This is a genomic window from Cupriavidus sp. H39 (assembly GCF_050271075.1).
Taxonomy (GTDB): Bacteria; Pseudomonadota; Gammaproteobacteria; order Burkholderiales; family Burkholderiaceae; genus Cupriavidus; species Cupriavidus necator_B.
Genome location: NZ_CP189848.1, coordinates 3,423,959 through 3,443,942 on the forward strand (window position 1 = coordinate 3,423,959; position 19,984 = coordinate 3,443,942).

The window sequence follows — 19,984 nt, forward strand, 5'->3', positions numbered from 1 at the left end:
GCTGCGCGATCCATCAGAAAGCCCGCCTCGCCGCGGGCTTTTTACGGGTGCGGCGACCCTCACGCTCGCTTCACAGCTTTTCCATCCCCTTCCCGCGCAAGCCCACCAGCAGCGCCTGCCCGTCCGCCCCCACGCGGAATTCCCCATACTGGGCCTGGGCGAAGCGCTTGCCCTGTCCCTCCTGGAAGAAATACGCGTCGGTCGACACCTGCACCTGCATGCCGCCCCAGCGCGCGCGCGCGGTCTGGTAGCACAGCAGTTGCTCGCCGGCCACCAGCGGCTCGGCGCCGTGCACGCGCACGAAGCTGGCAACGCCCTGTTCGTCGCGGCGGATCACGGCGACGCCGTCACGCGGAAGCCGGTCGTCGTGCGCCCGGGCGGCGCGGATCTGGTTGCCGAGGTCGAAGTTCAGCGCCATGTAGTCGCCCTGCATCAGCGAGCGCGGGTCCACCGGCGCGAGCTTGAGGAATACGGTATCGCCGCGCGCCAGCAGGCGCTCCTTGCCGGCGATGCCGACGGCGGCGAGCGCCAGCGTGAGGGCCCAGCCGATCAGGATCCAGCGTTTCATGCGGCCTCCATCGTTGCACGGCGCAGCAGCCAGGAGCGGCCGGCCAGCAGCAGTACGCCCGCGGCGGCGAGCGTGGCGGACTTGGCCAGCAGGGTCCAGTGCAGCGCCGAGTAGTACCAGATGAAGCCGATGGCGACGCTGGTAACGCCCAGCCCAAGCCACGGCATCGAGGCCCGGCGCAGCGCCAGCCCGAGCGCAAGCACGCCGGCCACCACCGCGGGCGCGGCTGCCATCAGTGCGCCGAATGCCACCAGGCCGCCCAGCACGGCGCCTTGCATGGCCGCTCCGAGGGCCAGGCGGCGGCATTCGGCCAGCGCGAAGCCCGCCAGCATCACCGTGACCAATCCGCCCGCGGCCCAGTGCGCCAGCGGGATGCGCGCCGCGTCGGGGCCCTCCAGCCAGGCCAGCGGATGGCTCATGCCGGTGACGACCAGCGCTGCCGCCAGCGTGAACAGCAGCGTCGCGTCGGCCAGCGGTTCCAGCAACGCATGGCGGCCGTCCGCGCACAAGCGGGCTTCGCCCAGCGTGAAACCGGCCGCCAGCGCAGCGCCGAGCGGCACCAGCCAGCCGAGCGACCACGTCAGCAACAGCCAGTCCTCCGGCTTGCCGCCGGCCAAGAAGAGATGCACGGCGCCGGCCAGCCCGAGCCACACGCCCAGCCCGCACAGCAGCCGGTGCAGCCGGTTGGGCACCAGCCAGGCCAGCGCGGCCTCGAACAGCGCCAGTGCGGCCCAGAAGCCAGCGCTCTCGGCGACGCGCGTGAAGCCCAGGGCCTCGGTCAGGCCGAACACGGCCATGCCCTGCCCGCTCAGGCTGACCGCCAGCGCGAACTGCCCCGCGGCGATGCCGCCGCCGCGCCAGTACAGCAGCGCCGCCAGCCCAATCATGGCCAGCCCGGTGACGGCCATCGCCACGCCGTTCTCGCGCGCGGCAACGAACACCGTGCCGACCAGGAAGAACTGGAAAAACAAGGCGCCCAGCCAGCCCGCCGCACCCATCAGGCAGCGCACCGCCCACGGCGTATGGGGGTGCGCGGGCGGCTCGCCCTGGACGGCGCCGCGTGCGGCGAGTTGTTGCCAGAGCCGTTGCTCGGCCTGCAATACGTTGGTCATGCCTGCTCCAGCTGGCTGCGCCAGGCCCGCATCAGCCAGGCGGCCGCGGCGGCGGCCAGGCCGATGGTGACCAGACCCAGCAACAGGAAAGCGCCGAAATCATCCTTGCCCTCGAACAGCACCTTGGCGATCGCGGCCACGGCCAGCACGATGGCGGTCAGGCAGGCCAGGCTCAGCACCACGATATCGAAGGCATGCCAGCGGAACCACCAGAGCAGCGCGGCCAGCGCCAGCACCGCCAGCACGAAAGCGGTGCCGTCGAAGTCGCTGCGCAGCAGGCTGGCCAGCCCGAGCGAGCCGGCATGCAGGCAGGCCAGCGCCGCCAGCAAGCGTCCGCCGGTCAGCCCGCGAAAGCCCAGCGCCGGCGCCTTCGCGCACAGCAACTGCCACAGCACCAGCTGCAGCGCCACCGCGCCCAGCAACGACAGCGTGGCAGTGCGCACGTGACGCGAGTCGAACAGCAGCGCAAACACCCCGTCGACGCCGAAACGGATGCTGAAATACCGCAGCAGCGCCACGTTGCCGACCACGATCACCAGCCACCAGTGCGGCGCCGCGCGCGCCGCCAGCGCCCACGGCACCGCCAGCAGCGCCCATAGCGCGAACAGCTGCCAGGCGTCGGCGCCAGTCTGGTAGGTCTGGCCGATCACGGCCAGCAACACCCCCGCCACCACCTGCGCGCCGCCCAGCGCGGCCCGGCCGGCGGCATCGCCCCCCGGCCGCAGCCAGGCCAGCCCCGCCAGCAACGTGACGGCGCCGGCCAGCAGGCCGAATTTGGAAAACTTGTGCAGGTCCTGCCAGTTGAAGGCGAAGAACACGATCACGCCGGCGCACAGCAGCGCGGTGCCCAGCGCCATCAGCGCCGTGTCCAGCCAGCGGCGCCAGTCCGCGGCGACGGGTTCGGTGCGCGCCCATGGCGCGGCAACCGCTGCCGGCGCCAGGCGGCCCAGCACGCGCCAGTGGGCCAGCGCCTGGCGGATGGCGCGCCGCTCGCCGACGGCGTCACCGCCAGCTTGGCCCCGTTCCCCGGCGCCACTTGCTCCGATGCTTGTGCCTTGCATGCTCGCCCTTGCGTGCTGGAATGACGGCGACTTTAGCAAAGTGATACGTGGGCCGCACCTGTTGCGTGGGAGGGGGCGTGCGATCGCGCTCGCATCTGGGCCCGGCCTGCGCGTGCCGGTATGCTGTGGCCTTTTATCCAGGCTGCGCCCATGACCCTCGGAATCCTTGCCGCCATCCATGATGAAGTCGACGGCCTCGTCGCCGCCATGCAACATGACGACAGCCGTGCCACGGTGCGCACCATCGGCATGCGCGACTACTACGCCGGCCACCTGTACGGGCAGCCGTGCGTGCTGGTGCTGGCGCGCATGGGCAAGGTGGCGGCGTCGGCCACCACGGTCACGCTGATCCGCGAGCTGGGCGCCACGCAGATCGTCTTCACCGGCCTGGCCGGCGGCATCGGCGCGGCAACACGGGTGGGCGACATCGTCATCGCCGACCGCACCCTGCAGCATGACCTGGACGCGCGCCCGTTCTTCGGCCGCCATGAAGTGCCGCTGCTGGAGCGCGCCGAATTCCCCGCCGATCCGGCGCTGACGGCGGAGCTGCATGCCGCCGCGGCGGACTTCCTGCGCCACGACCTGGCCGTCGACGTGCCGCGCGCAGTGCGCGAGAAATTTGGCGTCGAGTCGCCCGCCCTGCATCACGGCATGATCGCCAGCGGCGACCAGTTTATCGGCTCGCCCGCCGCCGTGGCCGAGCTGCGTGAGCGGCTGCCGGGCTTGCTCGCGGTCGAGATGGAAGGCGCCGCGGTCGCGCAGGTGTGCCACGAATACGGTGTGCCCTACGCGGTGATGCGGACCATCTCCGACCGCGCCGACGACACCGCGCACGTGGATTTTTCGGCGTTCCTGAAGGACGTGGCCAGCCACTATTCCAGCGGCGTGCTGCGCCGCCTGCTGGCAGCCAGGGCCTGAAGCCGGCCCCACGGGCGCCTGACCGGGATCAAACTGCGTGCAGATTTCGAACCTGGAGGTCCGTTCAGTATTTACCGTCAGCGCGGGCGCACGGTGCCCCAGACACCCACCAGCAGCGCCGACCCGGCGATCACCGCCAGCCAGCTGCTGAGCTGGCCGTCGACAAACCAATGCAGCGCGCGGCCGGCGTAGAACGCCGCCGCCGCACCCGCCGCCCCCAGCACCAGCGCGGCCGGCAGGGTCACCACGCGCCCTGCGGGATGCAGCCGACGCGCCGCCAGCCCCACCAGCAAACCCACGATCAAGGTGCCCAGCATCGGATTCTCCTGTGTTGTCCGCATCACAGCCGCAACCGGCCGCGCCGTAACGATACTGCAATCCGGGGCCCTGCCACCCACCGTGCCAGGCCACTGCAATGATCGGTCCCAGCGGTATAATGGCATCCGGTCCGGCCGCGCTCCGGACCACACCCGTCCCTACAATGCAACTGCTCGCGATCGGCATCAATCACACCACGGCACCTGTCTCGCTGCGCGAGCGGGTGGCGTTTCCGCTCGAGCAGATCAAACCGGCGCTGGGGACGCTGCGCTCCCACCTGTCGGGGCGCAGCGGCACCGAAGCCGCCATCCTGTCCACCTGCAACCGCACCGAGATCTACTGCGCCACCGACGTGCTGACGCCGGGCACGGATGGATTCGAGCACACCCTGCGCTGGCTGTCGCAGCATCACAACGTGCCGGCCGGCGAACTGGCCCCGCACCTGTACGCGCTGCCGCAGTCCGAGGCCGTGCGCCACGCCTTCCGCGTGGCCAGCGGGCTCGATTCGATGGTGCTGGGCGAGACCCAGATCCTGGGCCAGCTCAAGGATGCGGTGCGCACCGCCGGCGAAGCCGGCTCGCTCGGCACGTACCTGAACCAACTGTTCCAGCGCACCTTCGCGGTGGCCAAGGAAGTGCGCGGCCAGACCGAGATCGGCGCGCATTCGGTGTCGATGGCCGCGGCCGCGGTGCGGCTGGCGCAGCGTATTTTCGAAAGCGTCTCGACCCAGCGCGTGCTGTTTATCGGCGCGGGCGAGATGATCGAACTGTGCGCCACCCACTTTGCCGCGCAGCAGCCGCGCCAGATCGTGGTGGCCAACCGCACCGTGGAGCGTGGCGAGAAGCTGGCCGAGCAGCTCAGCGGCCAAGGCCTGACCGCCAATGCGATCCGCCTGTCGGACCTGGGCGAGCGCCTGCATGAGTTCGACATCGTGGTGTCGTGCACTGCCAGCTCGCTGCCGATCATCGGCCTGGGCGCGGTGGAGCGCGCGGTCAAGCGGCGCAAGCACCGCCCCATCATGATGGTCGACCTGGCCGTGCCGCGCGACGTCGAGCCTGAAGTCTCGCGCCTGGACGACGTCTTCCTTTACACCGTCGACGATCTCGGCGCGGTCGTGCGCGAAGGCAACGCCCTGCGCCAGGCCGCGGTGGCGCAGGCCGAGGCCATCATCGAAAGCCGCGTGCAGAACTTCATGCACTGGCTGGAAACCCGCAGCGTGGTGCCGGTCATCCGTGAACTGCAGAGCAGCGGCGAAGCCATCCGCCAGGCCGAGCTGGAGCGCGCGCGCCGCATGCTGGCGCGCGGCGACGATCCGCAGGCCGTGCTCGAGGCGCTCTCGGGCGCCCTCACGCGCAAGTTCCTGCACGGCCCCACACACGCGCTGAACCACACCCAGGGCGAGGACCGCGAGGCGCTGCTGCGCCTGGTGCCGGGCCTGTTCCGCCACAGCAGCCATTCCGAGCGCTAGCCGCGCTTGCCATGCCGGCGCGCCGCGCCGGCACGCCCTCGCCGCCGTCCTTGTCATTGCGGGAGCGGCCCGCCCCACCCCATTCCCTGTCCGCCCCGATGAAAGCCAGCATGCTTGCCAAGCTCGACCAACTGGCCGAGCGACTCGACGAAGTCAACGCCCTGCTCGCGCGCGAAGACGCGACCGCCAATATCGACCAGTACCGCAAGCTCAGTCGCGAGCATGCGGAGCTGTCGCCCGTGGCCGAACAATACAGCCAGTACCGGCAAGCCCAGGATGACCTGGCCACCGCGCAGGCGCTGCTCGACGATCCGGACATGAAGGACTTCGCCGCCGACGAGATCGCCGCCGCGCGCGAGCGGCTGGAAACGCTGCAGGCCAGCCTGCAGCGCCTGCTGCTGCCAAGGGATCCGAACGACGACCGCAACCTGCTGCTGGAAATCCGCGCCGGCACCGGCGGCGAGGAAAGCGCGCTGTTCGCCGCCGATCTGCTGCGGATGTACACGCGTTATGCCGAGCGGCGGCGCTGGCAGGTCGAGGTCATGAGCGAATCGGAATCGGACCTGGGCGGCTACAAGGAAGTGATCATACGGATCGCCGGCGATGCCGCCTTTTCCCGGTTGAAGTTCGAGTCGGGCGGCCACCGCGTCCAGCGCGTGCCAGCCACCGAGGCGCAGGGCCGCATCCATACCTCGGCCTGCACCGTCGCCGTGATGCCCGAGGCCGACGAGGTCGGCGAGGTCGAGATCAATCCCGCCGACCTGCGCATCGACACCTTCCGCGCCTCCGGCGCGGGCGGCCAGCACGTCAACAAGACCGACTCCGCGGTGCGCCTGACCCACCTGCCGACCGGCATCGTGGTCGAGTGCCAGGACGACCGCAGCCAGCACCGCAACAAGGACAAGGCGATGAAGGTGCTCGCCGCCCGCATCAAGGACATGCAGGCGCGCGCCGCGCAGGCCCGCGAGGCCAGCACGCGGCGCAACTTGATCGGCTCGGGCGACCGCAGCGACCGCATCCGCACCTACAACTTCCCGCAGGGGCGCGTGACCGATCACCGCATCAACCTGACGCTGTACAAGATCGACATGATCATGGACGGCGACATGGACGAACTGCTGTCGGCGCTGGCCGCCGAGCACCAGGCGGACCAGCTGGCAGCGCTGGGCGAAGACGCGTGAGCGCCACTTCGCGGCATCCCACCGAGGCTTCGGCGACGAACACCGCGTAAAGTCGCCGATATCTTTGTATTTCTTGTAAATGCTTGAAACAGCACTGGCAGGGGTAAGGTCGCTGTCTATAATCGATTTCGACCGACAAACGGAGAATGGTGCCGGGTAGTCACTCCCGAGAACATACCTAGGACGAAATCATGAAAAAACTGCTCGCGCTGTTGATGATCACCGCGGCCATGGCCGCTTGCAGCAAGAAGGAAGAAGCGCCGCCCGCCGCCTCGAACGCCGAGAGCGCCATGCAAAGCGCCGCGGAATCCGCCAAGGCCGCCGCAAGCGATGCCGCCGCTGCCGCCAGCAACGCCGCAGACGCCGCCAAGGCTGCCGCCAGCGACGCCGCCTCGAATGCGTCGGTCGCCGCGGAGAAGGCCAAGGAAGACGCCGGCCACGCCATGGAGAACGCCAAGCAGGCTGCCAAGGATGCCGTCAACGCCGGGGCCGACAAGGCCAAGGACGCCGTCAATAAGTAATCGTCCCGGCAGGGCCATTGCGCCCGCCGCCGCCGATGAGCGGTACACTGGCGCGAAGCCGGAAGCTTCACCGCAGAGCACCGCCCCAAAGCCCCGCCAGGTCGCGCACCGGTGGGGTTTTTTATAGCCGGCACCAGAACCGTTCCTTGCCCCTTTGATGTCCTCCCCCGATTCCACCGCGCTGCCGGCAACACCCACGCTGCGCGAGGCCCAGACCCTGGCCGCCATGGCAGGCCTGCCCGCACTTGAAGCGCGCATGCTGCTGACCCATGTCACCGGGCTGAGCCGCACGCAGCTGATCACGCGCGACACCGACATGCTCACCATCGCCCAGCGCGACGCGTTGGCCACGCTGCTGGCACGGCGGCTGGCGGGCGAACCGATGGCCTACCTGATCGGCGAGCGTGAATTCTTCGGCCGCAAGTTCCGGGTCACGCCCGATGTACTGATCCCGCGCCCCGACACCGAGGTCGCCGCGGAAGCAGCGCTGGCGCGGCTGGCCGCGGTGCCGCAGCCCAACGTGCTGGACCTGGGCACGGGGTCCGGCATCCTTGCCGTGACGCTGGCGCGCGAGCGGAGCGACGCGCGGGTCTGGGCCACCGACATCTCGCCCGGCGCGCTGATGGTGGCGCAGGACAACGCCCGCGCGCTGGGCGCCGATACCATCCAGTTCCTGGTATCGGACTGGTACGCGGCGCTGCCGCCGGACCTGCGCTTTCACCTGATCGTCAGCAACCCGCCCTATATCGCCGCCGGCGACCCGCACCTGGCCGAAGGCGACCTGCGCTTCGAGCCGATCGACGCGCTGACCGATCACGACGACGGCCTTTCCGACCTGCGCGCCATCGTCGGCGGCGCCGGGACGCGGCTGCTGCCCGGCGGCTGGCTGCTGATGGAACACGGCTATGACCAGGCGGCAGCCACCCGCCAGCTGCTGCAAGCCAGCGGATTCAATGAGGTCTTCACGGCGCGCGACCTGGCCGGGCTGGAGCGCTGCACCGGCGGACGCTGGCCGGGCGCACGGCCCGGCGGTACGGCCGCGGCGTCCTGAAGCGCGGCGTCGATTCCGGTAAAATCGCCTCAGTTACCCGCCGAGCGGCCCGGCCGAGCGGTATCCCATTCTCCCCAGGCGGCGCCCGCGACACGGCCCCGCCCCACTGAAAAGCAAACCATGAGCGACGTGCAGCAACAGATCGACCAGATCGTCAAGGGCAACCCGGTAGTCCTGTTCATGAAGGGCACCGCGCAATTCCCGATGTGCGGCTTCTCGGGCCGCGCCATCCAGATCCTGAAGGCCTGCGGCGTCGACGCGCCGACCACGGTCAACGTGCTGGACAATGAAGGCATCCGCCAGGGCATCAAGGAATACGCCAACTGGCCGACCATTCCCCAGCTCTACGTGAACGGCGAGTTCATCGGCGGCTCGGACATCATGATGGAGATGTACCAGAACGGCGAACTGCAAACCCTGCTGAAGGGCTGAAGTCCGCCATGTCGGGCGCTGGCGGCACACCGCAACGGCTGATCGTCGCCATCACCGGCGCCACCGGGGCGATCTACGGCGTGCGCCTGCTGCAGGTGGTGCGCGCGGCGCCCGCGGTGGAAACCCACCTGCTGATTTCGCCGGCCGGCGTGATGAACCTGCAGCACGAGCTGGACATCAGCCGGGCCGAGGTGGAAGCGCTGGCCAGCGTCGTGCACAACGTGCGCGACATCGGCGCCACCATCGCCAGCGGCTCGTTCCGCGCGCAGGCCATGGTGGTCGCGCCCTGCTCGATGCGCACGCTGGCGGCGATCGCGCATGGATTCTCGGACAACCTGATTACGCGCGCCGCCGACGTCACGCTGAAAGAGCGCCGCAAGCTGGTGCTGATGGTGCGGGAAACGCCGTTGAACCTGGCGCACCTGCGCAACATGACGGCGGTGACGGAAATGGGCGGGATCGTGTTCCCGCCGGTGCCGGGCTTCTACCAGAAGCCGCAAAGCATTGCCGAACTGGTCGACCATACGGTCGGGCGCGTGCTGGACCTGGTCGACCTGCCGCAGATCGGCCAGACCCTCGCGCCAAGTTGGGGCGGGCTCAACGCCCGCGCCGGCGACGCGGCCGGGAACTGAGTCCCGCCGCCGCGCTTGCCGGCTTACCAGTGGCGATAGCCGCGGCCATAGTAGCCGTAGCCGCCGTAGTAGTACGGCCGGGGCGCCACCACCACCGGCGCGGGCGCCACGTACACCGGCGCCGGGCCGACCGCCGGCCCGGCGGGCGTGGGATAGACGGCACAGCCGCCCAGCAGGGTCACCGATGCCGCAGCCGCAGCCAGTCCAATCGTCAGCATTCTCATCATTTCATCCTTGGGGTCGCAACGGGCATGTGCCTGCCTTGCTGCCGTTATACGGGCAGAACGCGTAATACGGCGTCAAGGCGGTGTAACGCTTGTTACCGTTCCCTACGCGCCCTGTCGCCCAACCCGGGATGCCGTCAGATCTCGAACCGTATCCCCTGCGCCAGCGGCAGCGAATCGCCGTAGTTGATGGTGTTGGTGGCGCGGCGCATATAGCCCTTCCACGCATCCGAGCCCGACTCGCGGCCGCCGCCGGTTGCCTTCTCGCCGCCGAAGGCGCCGCCGATTTCCGCGCCGCTGGTACCGATATTGACATTGGCGATGCCGCAGTCGCTGCCCGCCGACGACAGGAAGCGCTCGGCCTCGCGCATCGATTCGGTGAAGATGCACGACGATAGCCCATGCGCGGCGGCATTGTTCAGCGCGATGGCTTCGTCCAGCGTGGTGTACGGCATCAGGTACAGGATCGGCGCGAAGGTTTCGGTCAGCATGGTGTCGTGCTGAGCGTCGGTCATCACCAACGCGGGCCGCACGTAATACGCATGCGGATAGCGGTCGGCCAGCAGCCGCTCGCCGCCGGTGACGATATTGCCCTGCGCGCGGCACGCCGCCAGCGCGTTGGCCATGGCATCGCCCGCGGCGGTGTCGATCAGCGGGCCGACCAGCGTGCCATGCTCCAGCGGATCGCCGACCGGCAGGCGGTCGAACACGGTGATCAGCCGGCTCGCCATGGTGTCCATCAGGTCGGCATGGATAAAGCAGCGGCGCAGCGTGGTGCAGCGCTGCCCCGCGGTGCCGGCCGCGGCAAAGGTGATGGCGCGCACCGCCAGCTCGATATCGGCCGACGGCGCGACGATGGCGGCGTTGTTGCCGCCCAGCTCCAGGATGCTGCGCTTGAACTGCCCGGCGCAGGCGATGCCGACCTCGCGGCCCATGCGGGTAGAGCCGGTGGCACTGACCAGGCGCACCGCCGGGTGCGCCACCAGGTGGCTGCCCAGCATGCGCCCGCCCGGCAGCACCGCCGAGATGCCGTTGTGCTGGGGCGCCGCGGCAGCCAGCACGCGCTCGAGCAGGCCGTGTGCGGCCAGCGCGCACAGGGACACTTTCTCGGACGGTTTCCAGATCACGCCGTTGCCGCACACCAGCGCCAGCGCCGCGTTCCAGGCCCACACCGCCACCGGGAAGTTGAACGCCGAGATCACGCCGCACAGACCATACGGGTGCCAGGTCTCGCGCATGGCGTGCTGCGGCCGCTCGGAGGCAATGGTCAGCCCGTGCAGCTGGCGCGACAGCCCGACCGCGAAGTCGCAGATGTCGATCATCTCCTGCACCTCGCCCAGCCCTTCCTGCAGGATCTTGCCGGACTCGAGCGACACCAGCCGCCCCAGCGCGGGCTTGTGTTCGCGCAGCACCTCGCCGAAGCGCCGCACGATCTCGCCGCGCGCAGGCGCCGGCAGCAGCGCCCAGGTGCTCTGCGCCGCGTGCGCGCGCGCGATCAGGGCGTCGGCCTGCGCCGGCGTGCACGCCGGCACGTGGCCGATGGCCTCGCCATCGGCCGGCGAGCGCACCGTCACGGCGCCGGCCGGCGTCCCCTCCCGCCACGGCCGCGGCAGGCCCAGCGAATCCCAGCAGGCGGCAAACTCTTGCGCTTTCATACGAGGCTCTCCCGGAGCGGATGCTGCGTGTAATGGCGGCCGAAGCGGTTGGCAAGGAAGGCCTCCAGCGGCATCGACTCCTGCCGCACGAAGCCGGCCTGCGGCAGCGCGCCGGTGGCCACCAGGTCCAGCGCGGTGCAGATGCCGGCGGCGGTGGTCAGCTGGATCGCATTGACATGCCCGCCCTTGCCGTCCACCCCGCCGATGCGCGCCGAGAACGAAGCCTGCGTCAGCGGCCCGCGCCCGCGTTCGCCGCCGGCCGGATAGCCGGTGGCGGTGGCGAACACGATCACCACGTCCTGCTCGGTCACCGGAATGGCGCGGTCGAAAATATCGCGCAGCCAGTCGCGGCGTTCGCGCAGGCGCAGGTCGTTGAGCAGCAGCTTCATCAGCGCGCAGTGGCCGGGATAGCGGATCGACTTGTAGTCGACCTGGCGCGCCCGCCCCGCGAGCGTCTCGGGCAGCGTGCCCAGCCCGCCCGATGTATTAAAGGCTTCGTACTCGATGCCGTCCAGCGCAAAGCTCTCCAGACCTTCCAGCGCGGTCAGTTCCACGCGCCGGCCGTCGACGATGGCCTCGCACGGATTGCAGTACTCGTTGATCAGTCCCTCGGTGCTCCAGGTCAGGTTGTACTTGAGCGCGTTGCTCGGGTAGCGCGGCAGCGCGCCCACCCGCATCTGCAGATCCAGCAGCTCGCCGCCGCCGCGCAGGAAGCGCTGCGCGAGGTCGTGCCCGACCACGCCGATAAAGCCGGGCGCCAGCCCGCATTGCGGCATCAGCACCGAGCGCGCGCCCTGCGCCAGCTGGCGGATGGCCTGGGTCGCGGCCACGTCCTCGGTCAGGTCGAAGTAATGCACGCCCAGGCGCGCCGCCACCGAGGCCACGCTGATCGCGGCATGGAACGGCAGCGCATTGAGCACGGCATCGGCGCCGGCCAGCAGCGCGGCGCAGGTGCCGGGCTCGGTGGGATCGCCGGCGCGCGCCAGCACGCCGCGCGGCAGGCCATCGAGGCGGCGCCCGTCATGGTCGACCACGCTGACGCGGTAGTCGCCGCTGTCGTGCAGCATGGCCGCAATGGTGCGGCCGATCTTGCCGGCGCCCAGCACTGTCACATGCAGCGGGCGGGCCGCCGTGGGCAGGTCGCGCGGGGCCTGCCGGCCGAGGTTCGAGGCTTGCATGGTGTCTCCGTCCACAAGAAAGAGGGTTCCCGTTGACTGGAGTATGGAGAGCTCGGCCGACACAATGAAGGCCCAAGAACGACGAAAAACCGCCATAATCAAACGAAACGACGAGGCATCCCGACGTTATGACAGAACTCGACACCACCGATCGCTACCTGCTGTCGCTGCTGCAGGCGAACGCCCGCGAAAGCGCCGCCAACCTGGCCCGGCACCTGGGAATCGCGCGCACCACCGTGGTGGCGCGCATCGCGCGGCTGGAGCGCAGCGGTGTGATCGCCGGCTACGGCGTGCGCCTGGGCCAGCGCATGGAAGACAACGCCATCCTGGCCTATTGCGGCCTGTCGGTGCAGCCCAAGGCCGCGCCCGCGATCCTGCGCGCGCTGCAGCGGCTGCCGGAGATTGAAGAGGTCAATTCCGTCAGCGGCCCGGTCGACTACCTGGTGGCGATCCGCTGCGACACGCATGACCGGCTCGACCGGCTGCTCGACGAGATCGGCATGCTCGACGGCGTCAACCACACCACCACCTCGATCGTGCTGGCGCGCAAGCTCGACCGCCGGCGCGCCGCCGGCTGACGCGGTATGCTGCCAGACCCTTCAGCCTTTGCGGAGAAACAGAACATGAACGATCCGATCCGTGTCGCCGTGGGCGGCGTGACCGGCTGGGCCGGCGGCGAACTGGCGCGCGGCGTGGCCCATGCCGCCGACATGACCCTGGTGGCCGGCCTGTCGCGCGGCGCCGCCGGCCAGTCCCTGGCGCAGCTGACCGGCCATGCCGAGACCCCGGGCGTGGCCGCCGCCGGCATCGAAGCGCTGGGAGACACCCCATACGACGTCTACGTCGAATACACCAAGCCCGGCATCGCCAAGCACAACATCCTGCAGGCACTGGCGCACGGCGCGCACGTCGTGGTGGGCACCTCCGGTCTGACCGACGACGACTATGCCGAGATCGACGCGGGCGCGCGCCAGGCCGACCGGGGCGTGCTCGCCTGCGGCAATTTCGCCATCACGGTAGTGCTGCTGCAGAAGTTTGCCGAGATGGCCGCGCGCCACCTGGAACACTGGGAGATCATCGACTACGCCAAGGCCGGCAAGATCGACGTGCCTTCCGGCACGGTGCGCGAACTGGCGTACCGGCTGGGCCAGGTCAAGGCCGCCGCGCAGGCGGTGCCGGTCGACCAGGTCAACGGCCCGAAGGAAACCCGCGGCGCGACCATGTCGGGCACGCAGGTGCACGCGGTGCGGCTGCCGGGCTACCAGCTGGGCGTGGAAGTGATTTTCGGCGCCGATGGCCAGCGCCTGCATCTGAAGCACGAGGCCGGCGACGGCTCCAAGCCCTATGTTGCCGGCGCGCTGCTGGCGATCCGCAAGGTCCACACCGTGCGCGGCGTGGTGCGGGGGCTGGACAAGGTGATGGAGGGGCTCTGAAACAAGGCCCATCACGTCGCCCCCGCGAAAGCGGGGGTCAGTGACTTTGATGCGCTCGCCAGTTACCAGCTGCCCGGCTTTTCCGGCTTGGGCGCAGCCTTCGGCGCGGGCTTGGCGGCGGTCTTGCCGCCCTTGGCCGCCGGCGCCGAGGCCGGGTTGAGCTGCTTGTCGACCTCGGCGTCCTTGTCCGCCATCAGCGCACGGGCCTGCGGCAGCAGCATCTCGATGGTGCCGGTGTCAGGGTCTTCCGGCATCGCGTACAGCTCCACCGTCAGCGGCTTGTGCATCCATCCGGCATGCAGCGTCCTGACGGTCTTGCCGCCCTTGGCGGGCATGTCGACCTGCTCCTGGCGGAAGGGCTTGCCGTACAGCGCGCTGACGCTGTCGGCCGCGGCCTGCTGCGAGTTGGCGCCGGCGGTCGGCACCACCAGGCCGACCAGCGCATTGCGATCGACAAAGGCCAACACATAGGGGCCATCCATGAACGCCGGGCGTTGCGCGCGCGGCACGCCGACCTGGCGCATCAGGCCATCGCCCTTCAGTTCGACGCAAAAGCCGGTGACATCGCGGCCGTCGGGCGAGCGCTTGTCGGCGCAGTCCGGCAGCGCCGGCAGCGGGTTGCCGATTTCCAGCATGGCCAGCAGCGGCGACAGTGCGCTGTCTTCTGCCTGGCCCTTGGCCGCAGCGGTGGCCGCCGGCTTGGCGGCCGGTGCGGAGGCGGGGGTGGCGGCCGGGGCGGCATTGGCGCCAGCGGCGCCGAGCAGGCCGGCGAGCGCCAGCCCGGCAACGGGGAATTTCAAATCGGACTCCTGGTGAAAGGCTCCGGGGTTGGAGCCCGTCCCTGCCGGGTTGTTCCTGCGCGTGGGGATCGTGACGAACGACTCACTTCCCGCCGCGCCGGCAAGGGGACGTGCGCTAGCTTACCCGATGGCCCTGGCGGCGCAGGCACTTACGGCCCGCGCCGGCATCAACCGGCCGCCGCCTTGCGCGTCAGCGCCAGCGCCTCGCGCCGGAACGTGTGGCCGACCTGGTGGTAGAACGGGTGCGGCGAGAACTGCCGCGAAATGAACGAAGCCAGCAGCGACGCCGCCAGCAGGAACACCGTCAGGTCCTGCGTGCGCGTCATTTCCATCACGATCACGCTGGCGGTGATCGGCGCCTGCGTCGCCGCGGCCAGGAACGCCGCCATCGATACCAGCGCCAGCACGCGCGGCTCGGCCATGCCGCTGACCAAGTGCGCGACGTTCTCGCCGATGCCCGCGCCGATCGCCAGCGCGGGCGTGAAGATGCCGCCCGGGATGCCGGCGAAGTACGACACCACGGTCGCCACCAGCTTGGCCAGGCCGAACCACAGCGTGGCATGCGATTCGCCGTTGATCAGCGCCGCGGCCTGCTCATAGCCGGTGCCGAAGGTCGCGCCCGCGGTGGCCCAGCCGATGATCGCCACCACCAGCCCGCAGCCGAACGCCACCCACACCGGATGGCGCCCAGGCCAGTCGCGCCACGCCGCGGGCAGCAACGCGGGCACGCCACCCTTGAGCGCCTTGGCAAACACACCGCCCAGCACGCCGGTGACCACCGCGCACAGCAGCACCGGACCCCAGGCCTCATGCAAACCCAGCATCGGCACCTTGACCACGAAATACGGGTTGTTGCCCAGCACCGCCAGCGACAGGAAACCGGCGGTCAGCACGCCGGACAGCACCAGCCGGTCCCAGCGCACCGCGGTGCCGCGGCCCAGCTCCTCGATGGCGAACACCACCCCGGCCAGCGGCGTGTTGAACGCCGCCGCCAGCCCGCCAGCCGCGCCGGCCGCGATCAGCGCATTGGGATGGAAGCCGATGCGAAAACGCAGCTTCTCCTGGCACCAGCGGCCCCAGGCCAGCATGGCCGCCGCGCCCACCTGCACCGACGGGCCCTCGCGCCCGACCGAGGCGCCGGCCAGCAGCGCCGCGGCGGTCAGCACCACCTTCCACATCGACTGGCGCAATGACACCAGCATCGTCTGCGCCGGGCCCGACGGCGGCAGGGTGACTGCCGCGATCACCTGCGGGATGCCGCTGCCGCGCGCCTGCGGCGCCAGCCGGATGGTCAGCCAGCGCAGCGCGGCCAGCCCGAACGGCAGCATCACGAAAGCCAGCCACGGCGTGGCCTGCGTCAGCTGCCGGTTCCAGTGCAGCGCCACTTCGGCAATCCACGCGAACACCAGCGCGAACAGCCCGACGCAGCCCGCGCCGAACATGAATACGGCATAGCGCAGCGTGGTGCGCGAGATGCGCCCGGCTTGGCGCGACTTGCGCCACGCCGCCACGCGCGCGCGGCGGCTGATCTGGTTCAGCAGGCGGGGATCCGGCGGCGGCGTGCCGGCGTCGGGCGACGCCTGCGGGTCAGGCTTAGCGCCCGGGATATCGGGCGACGAACCGGGAGGCGTGGCATTGGGCTCGCGATCGGTCATGACGGGGGCGTGGCGCGTGGATGGCGTCGACTATACCCCCGTCTTCAATGCGATGACCGCCGTGCGGCCGGTGATCGGCGGATGAATGCAAGCCGTCCCTCAGTCCAGCGCGATGTTGTTCGCCTTGATCACCTTGCCCCAGTGCGCGCGGTCGGCCTCGATATAGCGGTCGATCTCGGCCTGCGTGCGCGGCGGCTGCACCAGCAGCCCCAGCGCGCTGAAGGTGGCGCGGAACTGCGGGTCCTTCAGCACGTGGTCGGCGGCGGCCTGCAGCCGGGCGACGGCGTCGGGCGGCGTCTGCGCGGGCACGGCCAGGCCGAACCAGGTGGCGGCCTGGAAGTTGGGATAGCCGCTTTCGGCCACGGTCGGCACGTCGGGCAGCACTTCGAGCCGATGGCGCCCGGTGACCGCCAGCGCCTTGAGCTTGCCCGCCTTGATATGCGGCAGCGAGGTGCTGACCACATCGACCATCAACTGCACGTCATTGGCCAGCAGCGCCGCCAGCGCCGGGGCGCTGCCGTTGTAGGGCACGTGGGTGACGCGGATGCCAAGTTCGGCCTTGAGCATCTCGGTGGCCAGCTGCAGCGCGTTGCCCAGCCCCACCGAGGCATAGTTGAGCTTGCCCCCCTCGGCCTTGGCGTAGGCCGCGAACTCGCGGATATTGGCGGCCGGCACCCGGGTGTTGGTGACCACCACCAGCGGCGCCTCGGCGCCGATGCTGAAGATGCGGAAATCCTTGGGCGGATCGTAGTTGATCTTCTTGTACAGCATGGGGTTGAGCACCATGCTGCCGTTGGTCGCCAGCACCATGGTGTAGCCATCGGCCGGCGCGCGCGCCACGCTGGTGGTGCCGATCATGGTGGCCGCCCCGGGGCGGTTTTCCACCACCACGGTCTGGCCCAGCTGGCGCGACATGCCGTCGGCCAGCGCGCGGCCGAACTGGTCGGTCGAGCCGCCCGGCGTGTAGGGCACCACCAGCTTGATCGGGCGATCGGGATAGGCCGCCTGCGCGGCCGCGCCCCAGATGGCCAGCGCACAGCCGGCGCCCGCTGCCAAGGCAGCGAGCCAGGCGCGCCTTGGGTTGAGCCCGGTCGATTGGGTCGGTTTGTTCTGCATCGCGTCTCCTCCTGTCGTTATCGGCTTGTGATCCGTGCAGTCCCCCGGGGCGCTCAGACGCGGCGCTGGCGGCCTTCCCAGTATCGGTCGCGCAGCCGGCGCTTGGCGAGCTTGCCGGTTTCGTCGCGCGGCAGCTGCGCCTCGACCACGATGCTGCGCGGCACCTTGAAGCCCGACAGCCGCTGGCGCAGCCAGTCGATCACCTCGGCCTCGCGGATCTCGACGCCCGGCATCGGCTGCACCATGGCCAGCAGGCGCTCGCCATACTCGTCGTCGGGAATGCCGAACACCACGCAGTCGGCCACGCCAGGGTAGCGCACCAGTTCATGTTCGATCTCGGCCGGATAGATGTTCACGCCACCGGAAATCACCATGTCCGAGGCGCGGTCGCAGATGAACAGGTAGCCGTCGGCATCGACATAGCCCATGTCGCCCAGCGTCACCAGGCCGTCGCGGTCGATGGCGGCGCGCGCGGCCTCATTGTTGCGGTAGCTGAAGTCAGGGTAAGCGGGCTGGCGCACGTAGACCAGGCCAATTTCCCCCGGCGCGCACTCGCGCCCGTCCGGATGCAGGATGCGCAGCTGAGCGTCGTCGACTGGCTTGCCGGCGGTGCCGGGGCGCGCGGCGGCATCGGCCGGAGTGGCCACGGTGATCATGCCGGCTTCGCTGGAGGCATAGGTTTCGTGGATCACCGGGCCCAGCCACGCCAGCATCGCGCGCTTGACGTCGGGCGCGCACGGCGATCCGGTCGAGGCGACGAAGCGGATCGACGACAGGTCGTACCTGGCACGCACCTCGGGCGGCAGCTTGAGCAGGCGCACGTACATGATGGGCACCAGGTAGAGCACGTCGATGCGGTGTTTTTCCACCAGCGCCAGCACCTGCTCGGCGTCGAAGCGCGGCGTCAGCACCAACCGTTCGGCCATCTGCAGCGCGTTCTGGATAAACGAGCCCGGCGCGCTGTGGTACAGCGGCGCCGACATCAGCGCGCGGCAGCCAGGCTCGAGGCCGTAGGTCTGCCGCACCACCGAGCGCATGCGCGCAAGCTGTTGCTCGAGCCGGTCCAGCGGCAGCGGCTGGCGCACCACGCCCTTGGGCCGGCCGGTGGTGCCGGAGGTGTACGCCATATGGCCGCGCGGTGCCACGCGCGGGCCGTCATAAGGCGGTTGCTGCGCGAGCCAGGCTTCATATTCGGTCGCGCCCTCGGCGGCCCCGCCCACCGACAGCACCGCCATGCCGGGCGGGATGGCGTCACGCACCGCGGGCAGCAGGTCGTCCTGCACCAGCAGCACCTTCGAACCACTGTCGGTCAGCAGGAAACGCACTTCCTCGGCGGTGAAGTGCCAGTTGATCGGGCAGTAATAGCAGCCGGCGATGCGGCAGGCATGGACCACGTCGGCATACACGGGATCGTTGCGCAGCAGGACCGCGACCACGTCGCCCTCCTGCACGCCCAGCGCGCGCAGGCCGCCGGCCAGCCGGGCGCCGCGCGCCAGCAGGACCTCGCCGCTGCGGTGCATGTCTTCATACCAAAGGTCCGTGGCCATCCGCTGTCTCCTTGCTTGGGTTCGGTCAGCCGACCACTGTATCGGCGTAGCCACACATCGACAATCAGGCGAGGTGGAATCACAATGTTGCGCCAGACGTGACAATCCTGCAGGCAATCCCCGATGGACCTTAACCTGATCCAGGCCTTCGTCGACATCGTCGATGCCGGCAACCTTGCCGAAGCCGGTCGGCGGCGCGGCGTCACGCGTTCGCAGGTCAGCCGCCAGTTGCGCGAGCTGGAGCACCAGGCCGGCGCGCAGTTGCTGCGCCGGACCACGCGCCGGCTCGAGCTGACCGAGCCCGGCCACGCGCTGTACCAGCACGGCGTGCGCATCCTGCAGGAAGTCGCCTCGGCGCAGGCCGAGATCGACAGCCTGGGCCGGACCCTGCGCGGCCATGTGCGCGTGAGCGTGCCGACCGGGCTGGGCGATGCCTATCTCGCGCCGATGCTGCTGCAGTTCGCGCAGAAGCATCCCGGCATTACGTTGCGGGTGTTCTTTGCCAACCGCGTCAACGACCTGATCGCGGCCGAGATCGACGTGGCGCTGAAGGTCACCTCGGCGCCGCCGCTGGACCACGTGGCGCGTGAAATCTGCGATATCCGCTGGCAACTGTATGCCTCGCCGCAGTACCTGGCCCGCATCCCGCCGGTACATGTGCCGCCGGACCTGGCCGGCTGCAGCTTCCTGTGCCCGCCCTACCCGCCTAGGCAGTTCCCGCTGTCGCTGTATCGCGACGGCCAGCGCGTGGACGTGGCGCTGACGCCCACGCTGCAGTCCGAGCACTTCCTGTTCCTGGCGCGCGCGGTGCGCGAAGGCCATGGCATCGGCATGCTGCCGGTCTATATCGGCTGGGAAGAAGTGCGCGCCGGCCATCTGGTGCCGGTGCTGCCCGACTGGCGCCCGGAGGGCCTGGGCAACAAGCTGTTCATCATCACCACGCCCAACCTGCACCCGTCGATGGCCACGCGCGCGCTGATCGGGTTCCTGCGCGAGGAACTGGGCAAGCTGGAGGTCTTCCGGGACGCGGTGATGTAGCCGGCACCGCTGGCCGGTGACCGCACGTTTTCCGTCAGTGCAGCCGCCGCCCGCCTGTGCGCTTTCAATTTGCAAG

The 19,984-nt window shown here is 69.9% G+C and carries 21 protein-coding genes; 10 read left to right on the plus strand and 11 right to left on the minus strand.

Annotation, left to right across the window (positions count from 1 at the left end; genetic code table 11):
* Positions 1–70 precede the first annotated feature (70 nt).
* The 3 genes from ACOCMH_RS31240 to ACOCMH_RS31250 are packed head-to-tail and all read right to left on the minus strand — an operon-like array spanning position 71 to position 2,741.
* Positions 71–568 carry a GDYXXLXY domain-containing protein gene (locus ACOCMH_RS31240; RefSeq protein ID WP_427311488.1) on the minus strand — a complete coding sequence of 166 codons (498 nt, stop codon included), beginning with the start codon at positions 566–568 and terminating at the stop codon, positions 71–73.
* Positions 565–1,680, minus strand: coding sequence for a DUF4401 domain-containing protein (locus tag ACOCMH_RS31245; RefSeq protein ID WP_427311490.1), 1,116 nt, complete (start codon positions 1,678–1,680; stop codon positions 565–567). Before ACOCMH_RS31245 ends, ACOCMH_RS31240 begins: the two co-directional genes overlap by 4 nt.
* Positions 1,677–2,741 (minus strand): DUF2157 domain-containing protein, encoded by a 1,065-nt coding sequence (locus tag ACOCMH_RS31250; RefSeq protein WP_427311492.1) that lies wholly within the window; start codon positions 2,739–2,741, stop codon positions 1,677–1,679. The genes ACOCMH_RS31245 and ACOCMH_RS31250 overlap by 4 nt, the downstream gene beginning before the upstream one ends.
* 150 nt (positions 2,742–2,891) lie before the next feature.
* Here ACOCMH_RS31250 and ACOCMH_RS31255 point away from each other — a divergent pair, with 150 nt between their 5' ends.
* The gene (locus tag ACOCMH_RS31255; RefSeq protein ID WP_427311494.1) at positions 2,892–3,659 is read left to right on the plus strand and encodes a 5'-methylthioadenosine/adenosylhomocysteine nucleosidase; all 768 of its coding nucleotides are present in this window, start codon (positions 2,892–2,894) and stop codon (positions 3,657–3,659) included.
* A 77-nt stretch (positions 3,660–3,736) separates the two neighbouring features.
* Here ACOCMH_RS31255 and ACOCMH_RS31260 read toward each other — a convergent pair whose 3' ends face one another.
* Complete coding sequence (locus tag ACOCMH_RS31260) at positions 3,737–3,976, minus strand: hypothetical protein (RefSeq protein WP_427311496.1); 240 nt, start codon at positions 3,974–3,976, stop codon at positions 3,737–3,739.
* A gap of 164 nt (positions 3,977–4,140) precedes the next feature.
* Between ACOCMH_RS31260 and hemA the strand changes: the two genes are divergently transcribed.
* From hemA to ACOCMH_RS31290, 6 genes are all read left to right on the plus strand, one after another.
* Positions 4,141–5,445: a glutamyl-tRNA reductase gene (gene hemA / locus ACOCMH_RS31265; RefSeq protein WP_427311498.1), complete on the plus strand. Its 1,305-nt coding sequence runs from the start codon at positions 4,141–4,143 to the stop codon at positions 5,443–5,445.
* A 98-nt stretch (positions 5,446–5,543) separates the two neighbouring features.
* Positions 5,544–6,626 (plus strand): peptide chain release factor 1, encoded by a 1,083-nt coding sequence (prfA, locus tag ACOCMH_RS31270; protein WP_427311500.1) that lies wholly within the window; start codon positions 5,544–5,546, stop codon positions 6,624–6,626.
* A 191-nt stretch (positions 6,627–6,817) separates the two neighbouring features.
* The gene (locus ACOCMH_RS31275; protein ID WP_171516700.1) at positions 6,818–7,147 is read left to right on the plus strand and encodes a hypothetical protein; all 330 of its coding nucleotides are present in this window, start codon (positions 6,818–6,820) and stop codon (positions 7,145–7,147) included.
* A 157-nt stretch (positions 7,148–7,304) separates the two neighbouring features.
* Complete coding sequence (gene prmC, locus ACOCMH_RS31280) at positions 7,305–8,198, plus strand: peptide chain release factor N(5)-glutamine methyltransferase (protein WP_427311502.1); 894 nt, start codon at positions 7,305–7,307, stop codon at positions 8,196–8,198.
* A 120-nt stretch (positions 8,199–8,318) separates the two neighbouring features.
* The gene (gene grxD / locus ACOCMH_RS31285) at positions 8,319–8,630 is read left to right on the plus strand and encodes a Grx4 family monothiol glutaredoxin (RefSeq protein WP_115661047.1); all 312 of its coding nucleotides are present in this window, start codon (positions 8,319–8,321) and stop codon (positions 8,628–8,630) included.
* Between the two features lie 8 nt (positions 8,631–8,638).
* Positions 8,639–9,262, plus strand: a complete 624-nt coding sequence (locus tag ACOCMH_RS31290) for a UbiX family flavin prenyltransferase (RefSeq protein WP_427311504.1) — start codon at positions 8,639–8,641, stop codon at positions 9,260–9,262.
* A 23-nt stretch (positions 9,263–9,285) separates the two neighbouring features.
* Here the strand turns inward: ACOCMH_RS31290 and ACOCMH_RS31295 are convergent, their stop codons facing one another.
* The 3 genes from ACOCMH_RS31295 to ACOCMH_RS31305 all read right to left on the minus strand — a co-directional run bounded on the left by ACOCMH_RS31295 (position 9,286) and on the right by ACOCMH_RS31305 (position 12,319).
* Positions 9,286–9,480 (minus strand): hypothetical protein, encoded by a 195-nt coding sequence (locus tag ACOCMH_RS31295; protein ID WP_013958138.1) that lies wholly within the window; start codon positions 9,478–9,480, stop codon positions 9,286–9,288.
* A gap of 143 nt (positions 9,481–9,623) precedes the next feature.
* Positions 9,624–11,141, minus strand: coding sequence for an L-piperidine-6-carboxylate dehydrogenase (gene amaB, locus ACOCMH_RS31300; protein WP_427311506.1), 1,518 nt, complete (start codon positions 11,139–11,141; stop codon positions 9,624–9,626).
* Positions 11,138–12,319 (minus strand): saccharopine dehydrogenase C-terminal domain-containing protein, encoded by a 1,182-nt coding sequence (locus ACOCMH_RS31305; protein WP_427311508.1) that lies wholly within the window; start codon positions 12,317–12,319, stop codon positions 11,138–11,140. Before ACOCMH_RS31305 ends, amaB begins: the two co-directional genes overlap by 4 nt.
* A gap of 128 nt (positions 12,320–12,447) precedes the next feature.
* Here ACOCMH_RS31305 and ACOCMH_RS31310 point away from each other — a divergent pair, with 128 nt between their 5' ends.
* Complete coding sequence (locus ACOCMH_RS31310; RefSeq protein WP_427311510.1) at positions 12,448–12,897, plus strand: Lrp/AsnC family transcriptional regulator; 450 nt, start codon at positions 12,448–12,450, stop codon at positions 12,895–12,897.
* Positions 12,898–12,942: 45 nt separating this feature from the next.
* A complete protein-coding gene (dapB, locus tag ACOCMH_RS31315) occupies positions 12,943–13,752 on the plus strand; it encodes a 4-hydroxy-tetrahydrodipicolinate reductase (RefSeq protein ID WP_427311512.1) in 810 nt (269 codons plus the stop codon).
* A 62-nt stretch (positions 13,753–13,814) separates the two neighbouring features.
* On the opposite strand, the gene ACOCMH_RS31320 is transcribed toward dapB, so the two are convergent.
* From ACOCMH_RS31320 to ACOCMH_RS31335, 4 genes are all read right to left on the minus strand, one after another.
* Entirely contained in the window at positions 13,815–14,552 is a 738-nt protein-coding gene (locus ACOCMH_RS31320) for a hypothetical protein (protein WP_427311514.1), read from the minus strand.
* A gap of 167 nt (positions 14,553–14,719) precedes the next feature.
* Complete coding sequence (locus ACOCMH_RS31325; protein WP_427311516.1) at positions 14,720–16,207, minus strand: chloride channel protein; 1,488 nt, start codon at positions 16,205–16,207, stop codon at positions 14,720–14,722.
* A gap of 99 nt (positions 16,208–16,306) precedes the next feature.
* A complete protein-coding gene (locus tag ACOCMH_RS31330) occupies positions 16,307–17,323 on the minus strand; it encodes a Bug family tripartite tricarboxylate transporter substrate binding protein (RefSeq protein WP_427311518.1) in 1,017 nt (338 codons plus the stop codon).
* 53 nt (positions 17,324–17,376) lie between these two features.
* Positions 17,377–18,924 (minus strand): acyl-CoA synthetase, encoded by a 1,548-nt coding sequence (locus tag ACOCMH_RS31335; protein WP_427311519.1) that lies wholly within the window; start codon positions 18,922–18,924, stop codon positions 17,377–17,379.
* A gap of 69 nt (positions 18,925–18,993) precedes the next feature.
* Here ACOCMH_RS31335 and ACOCMH_RS31340 point away from each other — a divergent pair, with 69 nt between their 5' ends.
* Positions 18,994–19,908: a LysR family transcriptional regulator gene (locus ACOCMH_RS31340; protein WP_427311521.1), complete on the plus strand. Its 915-nt coding sequence runs from the start codon at positions 18,994–18,996 to the stop codon at positions 19,906–19,908.
* Positions 19,909–19,984: the final 76 nt, after the last annotated feature.